We start from the raw sequence: 17622 nt of genomic DNA on the forward strand, positions 1-17622 counted from the left end.
CCCGATGACCCAGTCGGTGGGTATCAAGGACGTCGCCCGCGCCGCCGGAGTCTCCGTCGGCACGGTCTCGAACGTCATCAACCGTCCGGACACGGTCGCGACCGAGACCCGGGCGCGGGTGCAGTCCGCGATAGACCGGCTGGGCTATGTCCGCAGCGAGTCCGCGCGCCAGCTGCGCGCGGGCCGCAGCAGGATCATGGGCCTGCTCGTCCTCGACATGGGCAACCCCTTCTTCGTCGACGTGGCGCGCGGCGCCGAACGCACCGCGCGCGACGCCGGACTCGGCGTGATGGTCTGCAACAGCGCACAGAGCGCGAGCGAAGAGGCCGAGTACCTGTCGCTCTTCGCCGAGCAGCGGGTGCGCGGCGTGCTGCTCACCCCGGCCGACGCCACCGGCCGCAACATCGAGGCGTTCCGGCGCCACAACATCCCCTTCGTCCTCGTCGACCGCGTAGCCGAGGGCACCACCGAGTGCTCGGTCTCCGTGGACGACGTCGCGGGCGGCGCGCTGGCCGTGCGCCACCTCGTCGACGCCGGGCACCGCTCCATCGCCTACGTCAGCGGCCCGCCCGGCCTCAACCAGGTCCGCGACCGCCGCACTGGCGCCCTGAACGCGCTTCAGGAGGCCGGCCTCGGCCCCGAGCACCTGCGCGAGCTGCCCACCGAGCGGCTCGACGTCGCCGCGGGCCGGGACGCCGGCGCCCGTCTCCTCGGCCTCGGGGGCGACCGCCCGACCGCCGTCTTCTGCGCCAACGACCTGCTCGCCCTGGGCGTGCTGCAGGCCATGTACGCCGCGGGCGTCGGCGTCCCCGACGACCTCGCGATCGTCGGCTACGATGACATCGAGTTCGCCGCCGCCGCGGCCGTCCCCCTGACCTCCGTACGGCAGCCCGCCGTCACCATGGGCACCCTCGCGGCGGAGATGCTGCTGGAGGAGACGGAGGCCGAGACCGGTGCCAAGCGGCACCAGCACCGGCGTGTCGTCCTGCAGCCGGAGTTGGTCGTCCGGCGCTCCAGCCTGTCGGCCCGCTGATCCACCGTTCAGTACGATTTCATGATCCCGGGGCTCGGTCGGCGGACGAACATGTGCTGAACTGGGACGCGGCCCGCAAACCATCCGCCCCGGGAGCACTGTTGACCGTCAGCTACCGCCAGCCCGGCGTCGTCCTCACCGACCGCCACTTCACCGTGCCCCTCGACCACGACGCCCCGACGGGCGAGACGATCGAGCTCTACGCCCGGGAGGTCGTCGCCAGCGACAAGGCGCACCAGGAACTGCCGTGGCTGGTCTACCTGCAGGGCGGCCCCGGCTTCGGCGCGAACCGCTTCGTCGGCAAGGGCGCCTGGCTCGGCCGCGCACTGAAGGAGTACCGGGTCCTGCTGCTCGACCAGCGCGGCACCGGCCACTCCACGCCCGCCAACCGCCAGACGCTGCCGCTGCGCGGCGGCCCCGCGGCCCAGGCCGACTACCTCACGCACTTCCGGGCCGACTCGATCGTCCGCGACTGCGAGGCGATCCGCCGCGAGGTGACCGGCGGCGCCCCCTGGACCGTGCTCGGCCAGAGCTTCGGCGGCTTCTGCACGGTCAGCTATCTCTCCCTCGCGCCCGAGGGCCTGACCGCCGCGATCATCACCGGCGGCCTGCCCTCGCTGGACGCGCACGCCGACGACGTCTACCGGGCGGCCTACCCGCGCATCGAGCGCAAGGTCGCCGCGCACTACGCCCGTTACCCGCAGGACGTCGAGCGCGCCCGCCGTATCGCCGACCACCTCCACACCGACGACGTCGTCCTGCCCAACGGCTACCGCCTCACCGCCGAGGCCTTCCAGTCCCTCGGCATCCTCCTCGGCGGCAGCGAGGGCAGCCACCGCCTGCACTACCTCCTGGAGGACGCCTTCGTCCGCACCCCGCAGGGCCCCGCCCTCTCGGACGCCTTCCGGGAAGAGGCCCAGGGCCTGCTGTCCTACGCGAGCCACCCCCTGTACGCCCTCGTCCACGAGGCGATCTACGGCCAGGACACCCGTCCCACCGCCTGGTCAGCCGAGCGCGTGCGCGCCGAGTTCCCGCAGTTCGACGTGGCCAAGACCCTCGCCGGCGACGGGCCGTTGCTGTTCACCGGGGAGTCGATCCACCCCTGGATGTTCGACAGCGACCCGGCGCTGCGCCCGCTGCGCGAGACCGCCGACCTGCTCGCCGCCCGCACCGACTGGACACCCCTGTACGACTCGGCGCGCCTGGCCGCCAACGAGGTGCCGGTCGCGGCGGCCGTCTACCACGACGACATGTACGTCGACACCGCCCACTCCCTGGCCACCGCCCGCGCGATCCGCGGCCTGCGCACCTGGGTCACCGACGAGTTCGAGCACGACGGCGTACGGGCCGGCGGCCCCCGCGTCCTGGACCGGCTGCTGGCGCTCACCCGTGACGAAGCGTGATGTCGGTGTCACACGTTAGGGTGCGGACATGACCGAGCCGACGCCCCCTCAGCTCAAGCCGATGCCCGACGACTGGCAGCGCGCCCTCGCCGTCGTCGCGCACCCGGACGACCTCGAGTACGGCTGCTCGGCGGCCATCGCCGCCTGGACGGACGGCGGCCGCGAGGTGGCGTACGTCCTGGCGACACGCGGCGAGGCCGGTATCGACACCCTGGACCCGGCGCGGTGCGGCCCGCTGCGGGAGCGTGAGCAGCGGGCCAGTGCGGCGGTCGGGGGCGTGTCGGCGGTGGAGTTCCTCGACCACAAGGACGGCGTGATCGAGTACGGCACCGCCCTGCGCCGCGACATCGCCGCCGCGATCCGTCGGCACCGGCCCGAGCTGGTGATCACGCTCAACCACCGGGACACCTGGGGCGGCGTCGCCTGGAACACCCCGGACCATGTGGCCGTCGGCCGCGCCACGCTGGACGCGGCCGGCGACGCGGGCAACCGCTGGATCTTCCCCGAACTCACCGCACAGGGCCTCGAGCCCTGGAACGGCGTGCGCTGGGTCGCGGTGGCAGGCTCCAGCACGCCCACGCATGCCGCGGACGCGACGGCGGGACTGGAGCGCGCGGTGCGCTCGCTGCTCGAACACCGCACCTACATCGAGGCGTTGACGGACGAGGACCCCGAGAAATACGCCCGTGGCTTCCTCACCGCGAACGCCGAGGCGACGGGGGAGCGGTTCGGCGGGAAGCCGGCCGTGGCGTTCGAACTGTTCAGCCGGTAGACCGGTTCGGCGGACGGAGGAGACGGGGGCATGGTGAGGGACACGGAACTGCTGGCGGACCGCTTCGAGGAGCACCGCGGCCGGCTCAGGGCGGTCGCCTACCGCATGCTCGGCTCGCTGGCCGAGGCGGAGGACGCCGTCCAGGAGGCATGGCTGAAGCTGAGCCGCAGTGACGCGGACGAGATCGACAACCTCGGCGGCTGGCTGACCACCGTCGTCGGCCGGGTCTGTCTGGACATGCTGCGCTCGCGCACCCGGCGCCACGAGGAGCCGCTGGACGACACCTTCGTCCCGGACCCCGTGATCCGGCCCCTGACGCAGATCGACCCGGAGCAGGAGGTGCTCCAGGCCGACTCGGTGGGCCTGGCCCTGCTGGTCGTGCTGGAGACGCTGGAGCCCGCCGAGCGGATCGCGTTCGTGCTGCACGACATGTTCGCGGTGCCGTTCGACGACATCGCGCCGGTCGTGGAGCGCTCCTCGGCCGCCACCCGGCAGCTCGCCAGCCGTGCCCGGCGCCGGGTGAAGGGGGCCACGCCGACGAGCGAGCCCGACCTGGGCCGACAGCGGCAGGTCCTCGACGCCTTCATGGCCGCCTCCCGCGCGGGGGACTTCGAGGCGCTGCTCGCGGTCCTCGACCCCGACATCGTGCTGCGGGTCGACTCCGGACCGCTGGTCGGCGGGGCGGCGGCGTCCAAGGTGGTGCGCGGTGCGAAGCCGGTGGCCGAACAGGCGATGCTGTTCCGGGAGTTCGCGCGGTACGCGCGGCTCGTGTACGTCAACGGCGCGGTCGGGGTGCTCAACGCCCCGGAGGGACAGCCGCAGTCGGTGCTGGGCGTCACCATCGCCGGCGGCCGGATCACCGAGATGTACATCCTGGCCGACCCCGAACGGCTGGCCGGCCTCGACCTGCCGGACCTGGGGCCTGTTCTGAGTTCCCCGCCTGCGCCCCGACGCCCGGCACGCACCCTCGGCGCACGGCGCCACAGGACAGGTGGCTCCGCCACATGACCTGTGGCGCCGCACGCCGAGGGCACGCACCGGCCGCCGCTGCGCCCGCGCTTCGCGCGGACGACGGGGAACTCAGAACAGGCCCCAGGCGGCTGAGTCAGGCGGCCACGGCCAGCGGACCGACGGTACGGTGCGGGGCGACCACCCGCCCGTCCGGCAGCAGTTCGCCGGTGTCTTCGAAGACGATGGTGCCGTTGCACAGCAGGCTCCAGCCCTGTTCGGGATGGGCCGAGACGATCACGGCGGTGTGGTGCTCGGGGCTGTCGGCGGTGGGGCACGGGGGCTGGTGGCTGCACATGACCTGTCTCCTGGGAGTTCTCGATCCGGCGTTGCTCCTGCTGTCGTCGGCCTCTGTATCAGTGGTAGCCGAGCTTGTTTTCCGTTGTATGAGGGGACCCCCACAGCGGCGGAAACTCATCGGTGAGGTTTCGTTCCGCGCCGGACATTAGGCTGATGTCATGCAAGATCACCCCGGCGACCTCATCGACCTGCGCGCGGACTGCGCGAACTGCTTCGGGCTGTGCTGTGTGGCGCTGCCCTTCACCGCCTCGGCGGACTTCGCGCACGACAAGAACGCCGGGACGCCCTGCCGCAACCTCCGCGACGACCACCGCTGCGGCATCCACGCCCGGCTCCGGCAGAGCGGCTTCGCCGGCTGCACGGTCTACGACTGCTTCGGCGCCGGACAGAAGGTCTCGCAGATCACCTTCGCCGGGCAGGACTGGCGCACGGGCTCCCGTGAGCACGCCCGGCGGATGTTCGACGTCTTCCCGGTCGTCCGCCAGCTCCACGAACTGCTCTGGTACCTGACCGAGGCGCTCACCCTGCCCGCGGCCAGCCCCCTGTACGCCGAACTGCGACGGCTGCTGCAGAAGACCGAGGCGCTCAGCCGCCAGGCCCCGGAGGAACTCGCCGCGCTGGACGTGGGCGCGCACCGGCAGGAGGTCAACGTCCTGCTGCTCAGGACCAGCGAACTGGCGCGGGCCGGCGTCCGCGGCCGCAAGAAGAACCGCCGGGGCGCCGACCTGATGGGCGCCCGGCTCAAGGGCGCCGACCTGCGCGGCGCGAACCTGCGCGGCGCCTATCTCATAGCCGCCGACCTGACCGGCGCCGATCTGCGCGGATCGGACCTCATCGGCGCCGACCTGCGCGACGCCGACCTCACGGACGCCGACCTCACGGGCGCGTTCTTCCTGACCCAGCCCCAGCTCAACGCGGCCCGGGGGAGTGCGGGCACCCGGCTGCCCGCCCTGGTCAGCCGCCCGACGCACTGGTGAGCGCGGCCGGAACCGAGCGGAGGGCGTGGAACCATACGGCGGCCATCTTCTCGCAGCCGACCTTCGTGGGGTGAATTCCGTCCACGAGATCAGCGGTGCTCAGCGCGTCGTACATCTTCACCAGATGGACGTCCGGCCCCTTCTGGGCGACCAATGAGGGAATCGCGGCGTTGAACGCCTTGACCCGGGCTTCGAAGGTGGCATCGGACTGCGGGGGAACGGTCGCCACAAAGAGCACGGACCGCGGCTTGACCGCCCGAATGCGGTCGATCAGCCCGGAGAGGCGCCGGGGTGCGTTGGCGATGTCGTGGTTCTGGTTCAGGTCGTTCGTGCCGATGAGCAGCAGGACGGTGCGCGGGTCGCTCTCGTCGAGCCAGGTGTCGATGTTCGCGTCGAGCTGGTCGATGCGCCAGCCGGTGTGGCCCTCGTGGTCGTGGTCACCGAGTGCGGCCGGACCATTGGCCATGGATCCCACGAAGTCGACCTTGTGCCCTGCGGCGGCGAGGAGTTGCCACAGCTTGACGCGGTAGCCACCGGGGTAGGACGTGTAGCCGTCGGTGAGGGAATCGCCGAGCGGCATGATGCGCACCCCGCCGTTGGATTCACCGGGAACGGCTGCCGATGCCGGGGCGCGGCCCAGGACGAGTCCGGCGGTCGTGAGAGCGCCGCCGACGATGACCATGCGTCTGGAAGGCTGTGCGTGCATGGTGACAGCCTGCCGTCGGCTGGGCATCGGCACCCCCACCGACACCGCACCGACTCGAGCGTGGTTGGCGTACGGCTCGATCTTCGATAGGTTAGGCAAGGCTTACCTAAGGAGGTATGGGATGGGTGTCAGCCAATCCTGGACGGCCGCGCCGTCCGCGGCGGAACGCGCCCGGTCGGTGCTCGCCGGCGCGTGGTCCTGCGCAGTGACCGCGGAGAGCTGCCGTGAGGAGCTCGTCGGCGCGCACACCGTGACCGAGGACGGACGTGTCCTGCTGGAGGTGCCGGAGGACAGTGTGCTCGTCACGGCGGCGATCTGCGCGCCCCGCGGGGAGCCCTCCGCCGTGCTGGAGTTCGCCGACGTCGCCCCCGTGCCCGTGCGCAAGCGGATCCGCACCCGGCTCTGGATGTCCGGCTGGTTCACCCCCGAGAACGGCGGACTCGCCTTCCGGCCGACGCGCGTGGTGCTGCGGCAGCCGTCCGGCGCCGTGGTCGTCGACCTCGACGAGTTCGCCGAGGCCACGCCCGACCCCCTGGTCACCGCCGAGGCCCGGCTGCTGACGCACCTCGCCGACTGCCACGCGGACGCCGTCGAACGCCTCACCCGCCTCGTCGACTCCGACAGCCTGCACGGCGCCGTCCGCGTCCAGCCCCTCGCCGTCGACCGGCACGGACTCACGCTGCGCATCGAGCGCGCACGCGCCCACGGCGACGTACGACTGCCGTTCCACCGCCCCGCCGACGACGTCGCGCAGCTCACCGAGCGCATGCACATCCTGCTCGCCCAGGCCAGCGCCGCCTCCTGCCCGCGCGCCCTACAGCGGCAGCGCACAGACGGCGACGGGTGACGCGAACGGCTCGCCCGCGAGGCGCAGTTCACCGCTGTCCTCGTCGACATGGAAGACGCTGACGGTGCCGGACCGCTGATTCGCCGCGAACAGCAGGGTCCCGTCCGGCGAGAGGGCGACCTGCCGCGGGAAGTCCCCGGACACCGGCACCGTGTCGAGCAGCCTGAGCCGAGCGCCCTTCGCCTCCACCGCGTAGCGCGCGAGGCTGTTGTGGCCCCGGTTGGCGAGATAGGCGTAGCGGCCGTTCGGCGTCACCACGATCTGCGCCGGATAGCTGGTGCCGGAGCCCGTGCCCGTGTCCTGCTCCGCGCCGATGGTCAGCCGGCCCGTGCCGGGGTCGTACGCGCAGACCGCGACGCTGTTGTCGACCTCGTTGGCCAGGTAGGCGTACCGGCCGCCCGGGTGGAAGGTGAGATGACGCGGGCCCGCACCCGGCTCGGTCCGCGCCCGCGCGACCTCGTCGAGGGTGCCCGCCTTCGCGTCGAGGCGGTAGGTGTACACCGTGTCCGTGCCCAGGTCGACGGCGAGCACATGGCGGCCGTCGGGGCTGGTGATGAACTGGTGGGCGTGCGGACCCTCCTGCCCCGGACCCGGCGCCGGGCTGGAGTGCGTGACCAGGTCGGTGCGCTCGCCGAGCGCGCCCGAGGCGTCGATGGGGTGCACGGCCACGCTGCCCGTGCCGTAGTTGGCGCTCAGCAGCCAGCGCCCGCTCGGATGCACCGACAGATGGCAGGGCGCCGCCCCGCCGGTGCTCCGGCTCCCCAGCACCTCGCGGTCGGCGAGGCGCACGGCGGTCACGGTGCCGTCGTCGCGCTCGTTGACCGCGTACAGCGTCCGGCCGCCCGGGTGCAGCGCCAGATACGACGGGTCGGCGACGTCCGTGATCGTGCCGGTGCCGGTGACACGGCCCGTGGCCGGGTCGTAGGTGGCGAGGCCGATGCCCCGGCCGCCGCCCTCGGCGGAGGTGTAGGTGCCGAGGTAGAGGGGGCGCGGGCCGGACGGGGCACGGCTCTCGGTCTGGGCGCTCGGGCGGGCCTCGGGGCTGTTCGCCCCGGAGGTCGCCGAATCCGCCGTGTCCGCGGGGGCGGGCGCGCCGTCGCACGCCGTGGCCGCCGGGAGTGTCGCGCCGGCGGCCGACGCCGCGAGGGTGCCGACGAACCGGCGCCTGCTCAGCCCACCACTGCCCATGTCCACACCTCAGGTCGTCGGTCGTCGCGGTCGCGACAGCAACCTTGGCGTGGACCACCCGCCGAGCGCAAGAAAAGCAACGGGCATTGCGACATGTGCAACGAGAGCGGGCTGTCTCGCGCCGTCTACCAGTCGCCGTCCTCCACCGGCTTGCCCTGCGCGTCCTTGAGCGGCGTCACCTGGCCCGGCGCGGGTGCCTGCCACGGCTCGTGGTCGTCGCCGATCCAGTCGCCCACCGGCTGCACCGCCTCCAGCGTGTCGGTGGGGGCGAGATCCTCCGCGTCCTGGTCGTAGTAGTCGAACCAGGGCAGGCCCGCCCGCGTGTACGCGGCCCGGTCGACCGGCGACGGCGGGGGAGCCTCGCCGGTGATGCGGCGCCACTCCGGAGGCGTCACCAGATGGACGAAGACCCGGCCGCCGGGGCGGTCGGCCCAGTCGGAGAGCGGACGGTCGTCCTCGTAGACCTCCTGGCGCATCGAACCGCCGACGCCCAGGCCCATCGCCGCCGCGGGCCGACGCGCCCGGCCCGCCGGCGCCGGGGCGCCTTGGGGAGCCGGTGCGGCCGCCGGCATGGCCGCGCCGTAGCCGCCGAACTGCGGCATCGACCGCGCCCGCTCCGCCCGCAGCCGCTCCCGCGCACGCCACTGCGCGAGCTGCGGCTCCTTCAGCGCGAAGGACTGAAGCTGTACGCCACCCCAGACCTCCTCGCCGGTGACCTGACCCTCGACGGTCGCGCCCAGCCCCAGCGGCACCGCCACGAACTGGCGGACCGTGCCCTTCCCGGAGTTGATTCCGTCCAGCCACGGCTGGCGGGGCAGCACGACATAGTTCTGCGGCTCGCGCGACAGCCGGTCGCTCCAGGGCTTGCCCGAGACCGCGCACACCTTGCCGACGCCGACCTGGAGGGCGGCCGGCTCGGTGGTGCCGCCGAAGCTGAGCCACATCGCCTCGCGCAGATACACGGGGAGCATCACACCGCCGCGCGCCCGCCACGCCTGAGGCACCGTGTCCGGATAGTCCGCCACCCGCCGGATGGGGAACTGGCCGAGCCCCGGCGGCAGCGGATGCGTGCCCTTCTCCGGCAGGCGCAGCGTACGGACGAACCGCACCGCCACCCCGCCCGGCAGCCGCAGCGTGTCCCCGTCGATCCGTACGGTCGTGTCAGCCATCGGCCCGCTCCTCTGGGTCCCGTCCCGGTGCTCCCTACCGAAAACGCTCGCCCATCCCGGTACGGTTCCGCCACAGTTGCTCCTGGACGCCCATGCGCTCGCGCAGCCGGGTCAGACGCGGCATCCGGGTCCGCTGTTCCTGCGACACCCGGTCCAGTTCCTCCAGCAGACGCTGCGAGCGATGCTCCGTGTCCAGCTCGTCGAGGATGCGGTTCACCTCGGTCAGGACGGCGCCGAGCAGCTGCCAGTGCCGGCTCTCGCGCTCGGCCTCCTCGCGCAGCAGCGGGGCGAGCTTGTCGCGGGTGCCCGCCGCCGCGCGCAGCTCCGCCGACAGCCGGGACTCGGCCGCGTCGGCGTTGCTGCTGACATGCGTGGTGACCAGCACCGAGAAGCTGACCACCGCGTCCGCGATCTCGGACAGCAGCTGCTCCACGACGGCGCCCGTCTCCTTCGCGAACAGCGGCTCGGGCTCGCGCTCCTTCGCGAGGTCGGTGAGGGTGCGCGCGAGCACCCGCAGGACGACCGTGCAGATCTCCAGCGTGTCCAGCCCGGTGCGCAGCACCACCCGGTGCAGCAGGCTGTCGCGCACGCGGGGATTGAGCCGCAGACTGTCCTCGGCCTGCCGGAGCGCCGCGTCCACCTCGACGATGTCGTGGTCGAGCCGGCGCGCCTCGTGCAGCCGGGCCGCGGCCTGCTCGAACGGTTGCCGGCCGGCCGCCTCCTCGCCGATGCGCAGCATCAACTGCCGCAGTCGGCGGGCCAGTCCCTCCAGCGACTCACCGGCCTCGTCCACCCACACCGGCGGCGCGAGCAGCAGATTGAAGCCGAGCCCGACCACCGCGCCGATCAGCGTCTCCAGCACCCGCGCCCACGCCGTGTCCCCGACGGTGGTGACACCGAGGACCAGCATCGCGCTGATCGCCACCTCGGGCACGTACTCGTCGACCCGCACCAGATGCCCGACCGCCAGCGAGGCCACGATCAGCAGCGCGAGACTCCACCAGGTCAGGCCCACCAGCAGGCTGAAGGCGATGGCGACCAGGACACCGGCCACCACCGAGTTCACCCGGCGGATGCCGTTGGTGAGCGTGGCGTACAGGGTGACCTGGACGACCAGCAGCGCGGTCAGCGGCGCCGTCAGCGGCGCGGCCTCGGGGCTCAGGCGCAGCGCGATCACGTACGCGATCGTCGCCGCGGCCGCCGACCGCAGCGTCTGGACCACCACGGGGTCCCGGCGCAGCTTCCCGAGCCGCTCCAGGGACACCCTCCCCTCACGTACCTCGCGCATCCTCGGGCTGTTCCCCTTCCACCGATGCTTCCCACCCACCGCTTGCGGAACGTAACCGTCCGCGAGGAACCCCAGATTGATCGCCACGGCCCGGTACGGCAAGGGGCTGAGCTGGTGATCGTCGACACCTGTGCGTCGACACCTGTGCGTCGACACCCGTGCGAGACCGGGCGGCCGACCGGGTCCGGGACTGGGGAAAACCCCCGCCGCCGCCCCGTGGCTGTCCCCACCCGGGCACGGAGGGTCGCGGGATGGTCCCCGTCCGCCCCGGGCGCAAGCCTTGGATCATGAGACAGCATCGGACCGGATTAGTGCTGACCCTGTTCATCATCCTCGCCGCCCTGACCACCGGCATCCCGGCCACCGCCGCCCAGACCCCCACGGTCGTCGACGCACTCGAGGGCGCCGCCCACCCCCTGCGCACGGTCGAACCCGGCGGCGACACCCGCGACCTGCGCCCCCTGGACCGGATGATCGGCGGCGCCGAGGTCGTCGGCCTGGGCGAGGCCACGCACAGCTCGCACGACTTCTTCGCCCTCAAGGACCGCGTCTTCCGCCATCTCGTCGCGGAGAAGGGCTTCCGCACCTTCGCCCTGGAGGCCCCCTGGAGCACCGGTCTGCGCCTGAACGACTACGTCCTGCACGGCAAGGGCGACCCGCGGCGCATCATGCGCGAGGAGTTCCAGCGGGACTACCTGTGGTGGAACAACACGGACTATCTGCGGCTCGTCGAGTGGATGCGGGCGTACAACGTCCGCCACCCCGGCGACCCCGTCCGCTTCATCGGCGACGACGTCGCCTGGACCGGGCCCGAGTCGTACGACGCCGTGGAGACCTACGCCGCCGAGGCGCACCCCGAGCTGAGCGCCCGGCTCGCCGAGCTGTACCGAGGGCTGCGGCCCACCGTGCGGACCGGGGAGTACATCGAGCGTTACCCGGAGCTGCCGTACGCCGAACGAAAGGAGCGGGCGGCGCGCACCGGCGAGGCCCTTGGGCTGCTCCAGCGGACGGCCCCGGGCGCGGACCGTGCGGCGTACGACTGGGCGGTGCGGCAGGCGACGGTCATCGACCAGACCGCCCGGCAGTACGCCTTCGACTTCGAGGACCCCCTCGAGCTCGCCGCGGCCATGCGCTACCGGGACGGGGTGATGGCGGCCAACGTGGTGTGGTGGCAGCGGCACACGGGGGACAAGGTGCTGCTGTCGGCGCACAACAACCACGTCGGCTATGTGCCGGAAGCGCCCGCCCAGTACCCCAAGGTGCAGGGCGCGTTCCTGCGCGAGCGCCTCGGCGCGGGCTATGTGAGCGTCGGCCTGACCTTCGGTCGGGGCTCGTTCAACGCCACCGGCTGGGACGACGACACCATCCGCCGCTGGACGCTGGGACCGGTCGGCCCGGGCAGCAACGAGCGGACCCTCGAACGGGTGCGGCACCGCGACTACCTGCTCGACATGCGGCGCGTCGGCGCGCCGGCCGACGACTGGCTGCGCCGGGCGCGGCCGACGCGCGGCATCGGCACCGCCTATCCGGACGGCCCGCACGACATCGCGCTCGCCCGCAGCTACGACGTCCTGATCCATCTGCACCGGGTGGAGGCGGCGCGGCTGCGGGAGAGGTAGCCCGCGCGGTCAGACGTACAGCTTGTCGAGGAAGGCGGCCAGATTGCCCGTGGTCCGGGCGATCTGCTCCGCCGGCGTCAGGCTCTCCTCGAACCGGCCGCCCGACTCGGGGACCTTCTTGCCGCGGACGTACAGCGAACAAGCGAGGTCGGTGCATATGTACAGGCCGACGGAGTTGCCCTCGCGTCCCGCCGGGCCGGCCTTGCGGGCCGTCATCAGCGAGACGCCGCCGCCCGGATGGGTCGTCAGGCACAGCGAGCACATGCTGCGGTGCAGGAACCCCCGCTGGGAGGACGGGAACCGGAAGGTGACGCCCACCGCGCGCCCCTCGCGTTCGGTCACCAGATAGCTGCGATCGGGCGCACCCGGATCCCGCCAGCCCAGGAAGTCGAGGTCGTCCCAGGGGCGTTCGCCGAGATCGCGGGGGAGGGGCAGCCGCTTGGCCTCCCCCTTCGAGCAGTTGATAAATGAGTTGCGGATGTCCTGCTCGGTGAGTGACCTCATGAGGGGTCTCCTGGGTGTCGATCGACTGAACCTAGGGGATCTAGGTTTGAGCCTAGGTTAGGCAGGCCGGACGGGAGGGATCCAATGGATTTCGCCGATGTGGGGTCACCTCGGGCCCGCGCGGCACTTCGGCATGTCGCGGCCTCCTCCGCGGGGCCGCCCGTCGACCCCGATGTGCGCATCACCCTCAACTTCCATCCGGACCGGCTGGTGCGCGCAGTGCCGATCCTGCGGGCCCTGGCCGAGGACGGCACGTACCGCTCCCAGTTCGTGACGGGCACCAGCAACGGCGGGCTCACCGCCCACCCCGGCGGTGACCGCTGGCGCTGGGAGAGCCGGATCTTCGGCGGGGTCTACGACGACGCGGCCGGACACGAGCGTCCCGTGTACGGCGCGCTGGACTTCCGCCGCCAAGTGGTGGGCGCCGCCCCGCGGTTCGGCTCCTCGCACTTCCGGCTGACCGGCGCGACGCTCGCCCGCGCCACCTTCTGCTACCCCGACAGCGCCGCCGAACCGACCGACTTCGGAGTCGCCGCCGGCATGCACCTCGTCGCGCTGGCCGAGGCCGACCGGCAGGACGCACTCAACGACTACATCGAGGCGCACATCCACGGAGGCGTCGTCCTCGCCCGCGACGTGGAGGCCCTCGTCCTGGACGCCGGCTACCGCGGCACCCCCGTCGAGTCGGCGGCCCGGCTGCTGCCCTGCCCCGTCGAGTGGCACCCCGGCTACCGGCTCACCGTGCCGGAACTGCGCCGCCACGCGGACTACCGGGGTCAGGAGTACGTCGACCTGGGCGCCCGGATCGCCGAGGACGGCCGCGTCGACCCGCGCGTCATCGGGGACGCCGCCCGCACCGGACGTCACGAACCCCAGGACCTGAAGATGGTGTGGCACACCCTGGCACGGTTCGGTGCCCCGGAAGGCGCTGGCACGGCCTACTCCGGCCCGTCCGGGGCGGCCGGTCCCGGCGGCCACACCCCGGCGGCGAGCACGCCCAGCGCATAGGCACGGGCGACCAGCTCCGTACGGTTCGCCGCGCTCCAGCGGGCCGACAGGCGCCGTAGGTGATAGTTCACGCCATCCACCGTCAGCCCGGTCTCCCGCGCCGTCGTGGCACCCCCGGCGAGCAGCGCCAGGACGCGCGCATCGATCGGTGTGATCCGCGCCGCCGGCGCCTCCGGGACCGGCTCCCGTTCGCCCAGGACCCGCAGCATCACCAGCAGCGCCGGCGTCTGCTCCACGGTGGCGCTCACCGGGTCCGCCGTCAGCTCCCCGTACCGCTCCGCACCGCCGGGCGCCCGCCGGCGCACCGACACCTGGTGGCGCGAGCGGTGCCGCAGCCGCAGCGCCTCGGCGTTCCGCTCGACCTGCGTCGCCTCCTGCGGCCGGAACAGCTCCAGCACGTCCCGGCCGCGCAGCTGCCCCGGAGCAGTACCGCACTCCGCGGCCATCGCCGGATTGGCGAGCTGCGCCGTACACATCGCAGACCGCGACCGGCACCGCGAACCGGTCGAAGACCCTGGCGGACGCTCCCTCACCGTTCCCCGCTATCCAGTGGGTCAAGGAGAGCCCAAATACCAACCTCCTCGCCCGGCTGGCGTCCGAAGGGCACGAGCTCAGTCACGAGCTGCTGGATGAGGTCCCGCCGTGCCGGAACCGGCGCTACATCCGCCAACTACTCGTCCACACGGGCACCTTGGAGGAACGCAACGGGATCTCGAACACACCGCACTGGTTCCTGCTCCGACGTGCCCGCCAACGGGCCGCCATGCGCTGCCACCCCGCCTCCGCCGGCCGCGATCTGCGGCGCCGCGTCAGTGTCGCCCTGGACATCCTGGTCTGGATGGACCAAGGCGGCTTGGCCCTCGCCGACCTCGCCCAAGAGCACATCGATGACTGGATCGCCGGGGCCACCAGCCAGCGGCGCTACCTGATCCGCTACTTCCTGAAATGGACCACGAGCCGACGGCTCACCTGCGAACTGACCGTCCCCTCCATCCCGAGCCAGGAGCCCCAGGACCTGCTCGACGATGACGATCGCTGGCGACTCCTGCAACGATGCCTGACCGAGGATGCCCTGCCGACGGCCGTCGGCGCCGACGGTGCGATCACCCTGCTGTTCGGCCTGTCCGCCGAACGCCTTCGCCACCTGACGCCTGAACACTCCAAGTTCGGTGACAAGCACGTCCACCTGGTCCTGGGCCGCCGCCCCGTCCTGCTACCGCCACGGCTCGCCGAACTCCTTCGGCAACTCGCCGAACAGCCCCAACTGCGACCGCAGCTCTCGCGAACCCACCCAGGTCCTCAGTGGCTCGTCCCGGGCATGGTCCCGGGCAAGCCGATCTCAACGCACGGCATGACCCAGCAACTCAACCGGCACAGCATCCCGGTTCGCACCGCGCGCAATGGGGCACTGGCTGCCCTCGCCGCTGATCTCCCCAGCCCGATCCTCGCCGACGTGACCGGGATGCACCGCCACACGCGCTCCGCTGGGTCGCCTATGCCCGACGCGACTGGGCCGAGCACCTCGCCGCCCGGGCAGGAATGAATCGCTAGGAGTGTGTCTCTGCCCAGATCCGTGCTCTTCCTAAGGCACTTGCCCGGGTGCGATCCTGGAAAAGGGCGCGGCCACCCGAGGCGTCCACGTCTCGTCTGAGTCAGGAGGTGTTCATCTCCCGGTGTCGGTATGGATGGCTTGCGTATGGGGTCTCCTCGGAGCCAGCGCCATCGAGGCCCATCAGCTGCACAGCGCCATCGGCCGGGTGAAGAACCTTCCTTGGAGGGTCCAGGGCGAGCTGCCACTCAAGCCTTACTTGGTCGCCCTCGTACTCAGACTCGCCCTGGGCGTGGGCATGGCCGCTGCATTCGGAGCCTCTGGGCAGGCAGGTGGTCCGGTGGGCGTGATGGCGGTCGGCATTGCCGCGCCCAAGGTCCTGGAGCAGTTGGCCGGCGGGAAGCTGGCGGAGCTCGAGATGCTACGGGCGGGCCGCAGCGTCGTGCCTGCGGCCCAACCGGACCCGGAAGCCGAGACCAGGCAGGGCGTTCCGGCAGACTCCGTACAGTCTCTGCAGTCCGACGCTGATTCAACCCGCGTTCCCGAGTCTGTCCCCGATCAGCGTTCCGGGCCGGGCCCCGCCCCGGCGGAAGGAGCAGGTGATGGCTGAGTCATTCATGCAACAACTCATCGCCTCGCTCGCGCGCCGCACGCCCGTCCTCGACGAGTCGATCCCCTCCCGAACCGGCTCGTCGGACACCACGGAGCGGTCGCGTCACCCGGCCAAGCCTCATCTGCTCGCCGAGGACCGGCACGACTTCGAGCGCACCCTGGACGAGGTGCTCGCCGCGGAACCCTCTGACAGGCCAGCACGCCTCGATGCCGAGCAGCTGCGCACGATGGCGCTCACAGCCTCCCAACTTATCGCGGCAACCGCGGCGTCCGAGTACACGCAGTATGTTGAGATGCGGGAACGGGCCAGGAACCCACGTGGGGCCGAAGCACCCCTCACGGATAGTGCCTCAGCCAAGCAACCCGGTGATTCGCGTACTGCGGTCCTAGCCGTCCTCACCCCTGTGCTCTTCGGAACCGCTGCGGTGATCTTCCTGCTCGTCGGCTACGTGCTGGGCATGGCAAGTCCGAAACCAGCAGTCGCCTCCACGCTGCTCACCACAGGCTGGTCCTTCGCTGCAGCCACGGCTGCAAGCCTGCTCATCGGCATGATCGGCCTCTTGCTGGCAGCCCTGCGCAACCGCCCTTCCTACGAGGAATGGGCTCGGAACGAGGAGGTCGCTGCGGCCAGGGACGCCTGGCGGCAGGCCCTGCGCAGGCGGGGCATCGAGCCATTCCTGCGGGAGGTACGCAACGCTGTGAACAGAAGCCTCGATCATGACCAGGCACCGTAGACGCCAGTGGACCATGTTCCTGTGTCTTCCCGCCCCGGACCGGGGCGGGAAGACACTCCATTTTGCAGAAGTCGGTCCTCCAATTCGCGGTCCGGATTCGGACCGGGCGACGCGGACCAACAGGCCTGGAGCTAAAGGGAATACCGCACGGTCGGAATACAAGAACGTCACCGACGACGACGGCAACCACATCTCCGCTGGCGAAGTCCGCGGCGTCCCCTGGGCCGCGATCACACCGGATGTGCACGCTATCCGCGTGCTGGAACGGATGGTGCCCCCGGGAGAACTCCTGCTGAGCTCCGCCCATCACGACGGTCACGGCTACACAGGCGCGTTGAGGAGCGGCCCCTTGGTCTTCCCGACCGAGGCCTTCGTGAACTGGGTGACCGCGAGGCCGAGACTCAAGACATGCCTGAGCAGGCCATCCCCGACGACCCTCACGGTGGCATCACAATGGGCCGGTTCAGAAGGACTCTGGCCTGGCATGTCGCCCGGCGGCCTGGAGGACTGGTCGCGCTGGCCATCCAGTACGGGCACATGCGTACCGTCCTCAACGCCCGCACCTCCAGCGGCTACGGCTCCCGCAGCCGCAGAGGCATCCACGCCATCCTCGACGTCGAAACAGCCCGGGCCGCCAATCTCCGGTCCTGCCGCCCGCCGGGCTCTGACCGCCGCCGCCCACACACCCCCCTTCGAGGGCCGCATCGTCCCCCGCACCTTCGCGAAGAAGGCAGCACCGTCACCGACGCCTCGGGCCACGGCCGGGACGCGACGGCCCCGCGGCAGTACGCCTGACGAACTCGACGAGTTGGCCCCTCACGCCCCCGCCTCGGTCAGCAAGCGCCTGCGTGTCAACGCCAACCGACTCCGTGAGACGGCCGGCATCCACGACGCCACCGCCCGCA

Annotated in this window: 17 protein-coding genes and 1 pseudogene; 11 read left to right on the top strand and 7 right to left on the bottom strand. The window is 71.8% G+C overall.

What is annotated here, in order from left to right; genetic code table 11:
* Positions 1 to 4: 4 nt before the first annotated feature.
* The 4 genes from IM697_RS20270 (at position 5) to IM697_RS20285 (ending at position 4216) form a co-directional block, all read left to right on the top strand.
* Positions 5 to 1033, top strand: coding sequence for a LacI family DNA-binding transcriptional regulator (locus IM697_RS20270; protein WP_194049118.1), 1029 nt, complete (start codon positions 5 to 7; stop codon positions 1031 to 1033).
* A 101-nt stretch (positions 1034 to 1134) separates the two neighbouring features.
* Positions 1135 to 2436 (top strand): alpha/beta fold hydrolase, encoded by a 1302-nt coding sequence (locus IM697_RS20275; protein ID WP_194049119.1) that lies wholly within the window; start codon positions 1135 to 1137, stop codon positions 2434 to 2436.
* 28 nt (positions 2437 to 2464) lie between these two features.
* Positions 2465 to 3208, top strand: coding sequence for a PIG-L deacetylase family protein (locus IM697_RS20280; RefSeq protein WP_194049120.1), 744 nt, complete (start codon positions 2465 to 2467; stop codon positions 3206 to 3208).
* A gap of 30 nt (positions 3209 to 3238) precedes the next feature.
* Positions 3239 to 4216, top strand: coding sequence for a sigma-70 family RNA polymerase sigma factor (locus IM697_RS20285; RefSeq protein ID WP_407699637.1), 978 nt, complete (start codon positions 3239 to 3241; stop codon positions 4214 to 4216).
* A 97-nt stretch (positions 4217 to 4313) separates the two neighbouring features.
* Here IM697_RS20285 and IM697_RS20290 read toward each other — a convergent pair whose 3' ends face one another.
* Complete coding sequence (locus IM697_RS20290; RefSeq protein WP_194049121.1) at positions 4314 to 4514, bottom strand: DUF5999 family protein; 201 nt, start codon at positions 4512 to 4514, stop codon at positions 4314 to 4316.
* Between the two features lie 160 nt (positions 4515 to 4674).
* Between IM697_RS20290 and IM697_RS20295 the strand changes: the two genes are divergently transcribed.
* Positions 4675 to 5493 carry a pentapeptide repeat-containing protein gene (locus IM697_RS20295; RefSeq protein WP_194049122.1) on the top strand — a complete coding sequence of 273 codons (819 nt, stop codon included), beginning with the start codon at positions 4675 to 4677 and terminating at the stop codon, positions 5491 to 5493.
* Here the strand turns inward: IM697_RS20295 and IM697_RS20300 are convergent.
* On the bottom strand, positions 5471 to 6199 hold the full coding sequence (locus tag IM697_RS20300) for an SGNH/GDSL hydrolase family protein (RefSeq protein WP_194049123.1): 729 nt from the start codon (positions 6197 to 6199) through the stop codon (positions 5471 to 5473). The genes IM697_RS20295 and IM697_RS20300 overlap by 23 nt on opposite strands.
* A 121-nt stretch (positions 6200 to 6320) precedes the next feature.
* Here IM697_RS20300 and IM697_RS20305 point away from each other — a divergent pair, with 121 nt between their 5' ends.
* Positions 6321 to 7046, top strand: coding sequence for a DUF2470 domain-containing protein (locus IM697_RS20305; protein WP_194049124.1), 726 nt, complete (start codon positions 6321 to 6323; stop codon positions 7044 to 7046).
* Here the strand turns inward: IM697_RS20305 and IM697_RS20310 are convergent.
* The 3 genes from IM697_RS20310 to IM697_RS20320 form a co-directional block, all read right to left on the bottom strand.
* Positions 7014 to 8234, bottom strand: a complete 1221-nt coding sequence (locus IM697_RS20310; RefSeq protein WP_194049125.1) for a lactonase family protein — start codon at positions 8232 to 8234, stop codon at positions 7014 to 7016. The genes IM697_RS20305 and IM697_RS20310 overlap by 33 nt on opposite strands.
* A 125-nt stretch (positions 8235 to 8359) precedes the next feature.
* Positions 8360 to 9403: a hypothetical protein gene (locus IM697_RS20315; RefSeq protein WP_194049126.1), complete on the bottom strand. Its 1044-nt coding sequence runs from the start codon at positions 9401 to 9403 to the stop codon at positions 8360 to 8362.
* A 34-nt stretch (positions 9404 to 9437) separates the two neighbouring features.
* A complete protein-coding gene (locus tag IM697_RS20320; protein WP_194049127.1) occupies positions 9438 to 10691 on the bottom strand; it encodes an aromatic acid exporter family protein in 1254 nt (417 codons plus the stop codon).
* A gap of 287 nt (positions 10692 to 10978) precedes the next feature.
* Between IM697_RS20320 and IM697_RS20325 the strand changes: the two genes are divergently transcribed.
* Entirely contained in the window at positions 10979 to 12310 is a 1332-nt protein-coding gene (locus IM697_RS20325; protein ID WP_194049128.1) for an erythromycin esterase family protein, read from the top strand.
* A gap of 9 nt (positions 12311 to 12319) precedes the next feature.
* Here the strand turns inward: IM697_RS20325 and IM697_RS20330 are convergent, their stop codons facing one another.
* Positions 12320 to 12814, bottom strand: a complete 495-nt coding sequence (locus tag IM697_RS20330) for an FBP domain-containing protein (protein WP_194049129.1) — start codon at positions 12812 to 12814, stop codon at positions 12320 to 12322.
* An 84-nt stretch (positions 12815 to 12898) separates the two neighbouring features.
* Here IM697_RS20330 and IM697_RS20335 point away from each other — a divergent pair, with 84 nt between their 5' ends.
* Positions 12899 to 13822 (top strand): DUF3626 domain-containing protein, encoded by a 924-nt coding sequence (locus tag IM697_RS20335; RefSeq protein ID WP_194049130.1) that lies wholly within the window; start codon positions 12899 to 12901, stop codon positions 13820 to 13822.
* On the opposite strand, the pseudogene IM697_RS20340 reads toward IM697_RS20335, so the two are convergent.
* Positions 13753 to 14380, bottom strand: a pseudogene (locus IM697_RS20340) (helix-turn-helix transcriptional regulator). The gene IM697_RS20335 and the pseudogene IM697_RS20340 overlap by 70 nt on opposite strands.
* A gap of 205 nt (positions 14381 to 14585) precedes the next feature.
* Here IM697_RS20340 and IM697_RS20345 point away from each other — a divergent pair.
* The 3 genes from IM697_RS20345 (at position 14586) to IM697_RS45710 (ending at position 17512) form a co-directional block, all read left to right on the top strand.
* On the top strand, positions 14586 to 15365 hold the full coding sequence (locus IM697_RS20345; protein ID WP_194049131.1) for a hypothetical protein: 780 nt from the start codon (positions 14586 to 14588) through the stop codon (positions 15363 to 15365).
* A 608-nt stretch (positions 15366 to 15973) separates the two neighbouring features.
* The gene (locus tag IM697_RS20350) at positions 15974 to 16717 is read left to right on the top strand and encodes a hypothetical protein (RefSeq protein WP_194049132.1); all 744 of its coding nucleotides are present in this window, start codon (positions 15974 to 15976) and stop codon (positions 16715 to 16717) included.
* Positions 16718 to 17125: 408 nt separating this feature from the next.
* Positions 17126 to 17512 carry a hypothetical protein gene (locus tag IM697_RS45710; RefSeq protein ID WP_322734558.1) on the top strand — a complete coding sequence of 129 codons (387 nt, stop codon included), beginning with the start codon at positions 17126 to 17128 and terminating at the stop codon, positions 17510 to 17512.
* Positions 17513 to 17622 lie beyond the last annotated feature (110 nt).

Origin of the sequence: Streptomyces ferrugineus, from assembly GCF_015160855.1 — a bacterium.
Taxonomy (GTDB): domain Bacteria; phylum Actinomycetota; class Actinomycetes; order Streptomycetales; family Streptomycetaceae; genus Streptomyces; species Streptomyces ferrugineus.

Bases quoted from the DNA above. Each gene is read 5' to 3' on its own strand.
- IM697_RS20290 (WP_194049121.1), bottom strand. From the start codon at position 4,514: ATGTGCAGCCACCAGCCCCCGTGCCCCACCGCCGACAGCCCCGAGCAC.
- IM697_RS45710 (WP_322734558.1), top strand. From the start codon at position 17,126: ATGCCTGAGCAGGCCATCCCCGACGACCCTCACGGTGGCATCACAATG.
- IM697_RS20285 (WP_407699637.1), top strand. From the start codon at position 3,239: ATGGTGAGGGACACGGAACTGCTGGCGGACCGCTTCGAGGAGCACCGC.
- IM697_RS20335 (WP_194049130.1), top strand. From the start codon at position 12,899: ATGGATTTCGCCGATGTGGGGTCACCTCGGGCCCGCGCGGCACTTCGG.
- IM697_RS20300 (WP_194049123.1), bottom strand. From the start codon at position 6,199: ATGCACGCACAGCCTTCCAGACGCATGGTCATCGTCGGCGGCGCTCTC.
- IM697_RS20295 (WP_194049122.1), top strand. From the start codon at position 4,675: ATGCAAGATCACCCCGGCGACCTCATCGACCTGCGCGCGGACTGCGCG.
- IM697_RS20305 (WP_194049124.1), top strand. From the start codon at position 6,321: ATGGGTGTCAGCCAATCCTGGACGGCCGCGCCGTCCGCGGCGGAACGC.
- IM697_RS20315 (WP_194049126.1), bottom strand. From the start codon at position 9,403: ATGGCTGACACGACCGTACGGATCGACGGGGACACGCTGCGGCTGCCG.
- IM697_RS20345 (WP_194049131.1), top strand. From the start codon at position 14,586: ATGCGCTGCCACCCCGCCTCCGCCGGCCGCGATCTGCGGCGCCGCGTC.
- IM697_RS20280 (WP_194049120.1), top strand. From the start codon at position 2,465: ATGACCGAGCCGACGCCCCCTCAGCTCAAGCCGATGCCCGACGACTGG.
- IM697_RS20330 (WP_194049129.1), bottom strand. From the start codon at position 12,814: ATGAGGTCACTCACCGAGCAGGACATCCGCAACTCATTTATCAACTGC.
- IM697_RS20325 (WP_194049128.1), top strand. From the start codon at position 10,979: ATGAGACAGCATCGGACCGGATTAGTGCTGACCCTGTTCATCATCCTC.
- IM697_RS20270 (WP_194049118.1), top strand. From the start codon at position 5: ATGACCCAGTCGGTGGGTATCAAGGACGTCGCCCGCGCCGCCGGAGTC.
- IM697_RS20350 (WP_194049132.1), top strand. From the start codon at position 15,974: ATGGCTGAGTCATTCATGCAACAACTCATCGCCTCGCTCGCGCGCCGC.
- IM697_RS20310 (WP_194049125.1), bottom strand. From the start codon at position 8,234: ATGGGCAGTGGTGGGCTGAGCAGGCGCCGGTTCGTCGGCACCCTCGCG.
- IM697_RS20320 (WP_194049127.1), bottom strand. From the start codon at position 10,691: ATGCGCGAGGTACGTGAGGGGAGGGTGTCCCTGGAGCGGCTCGGGAAG.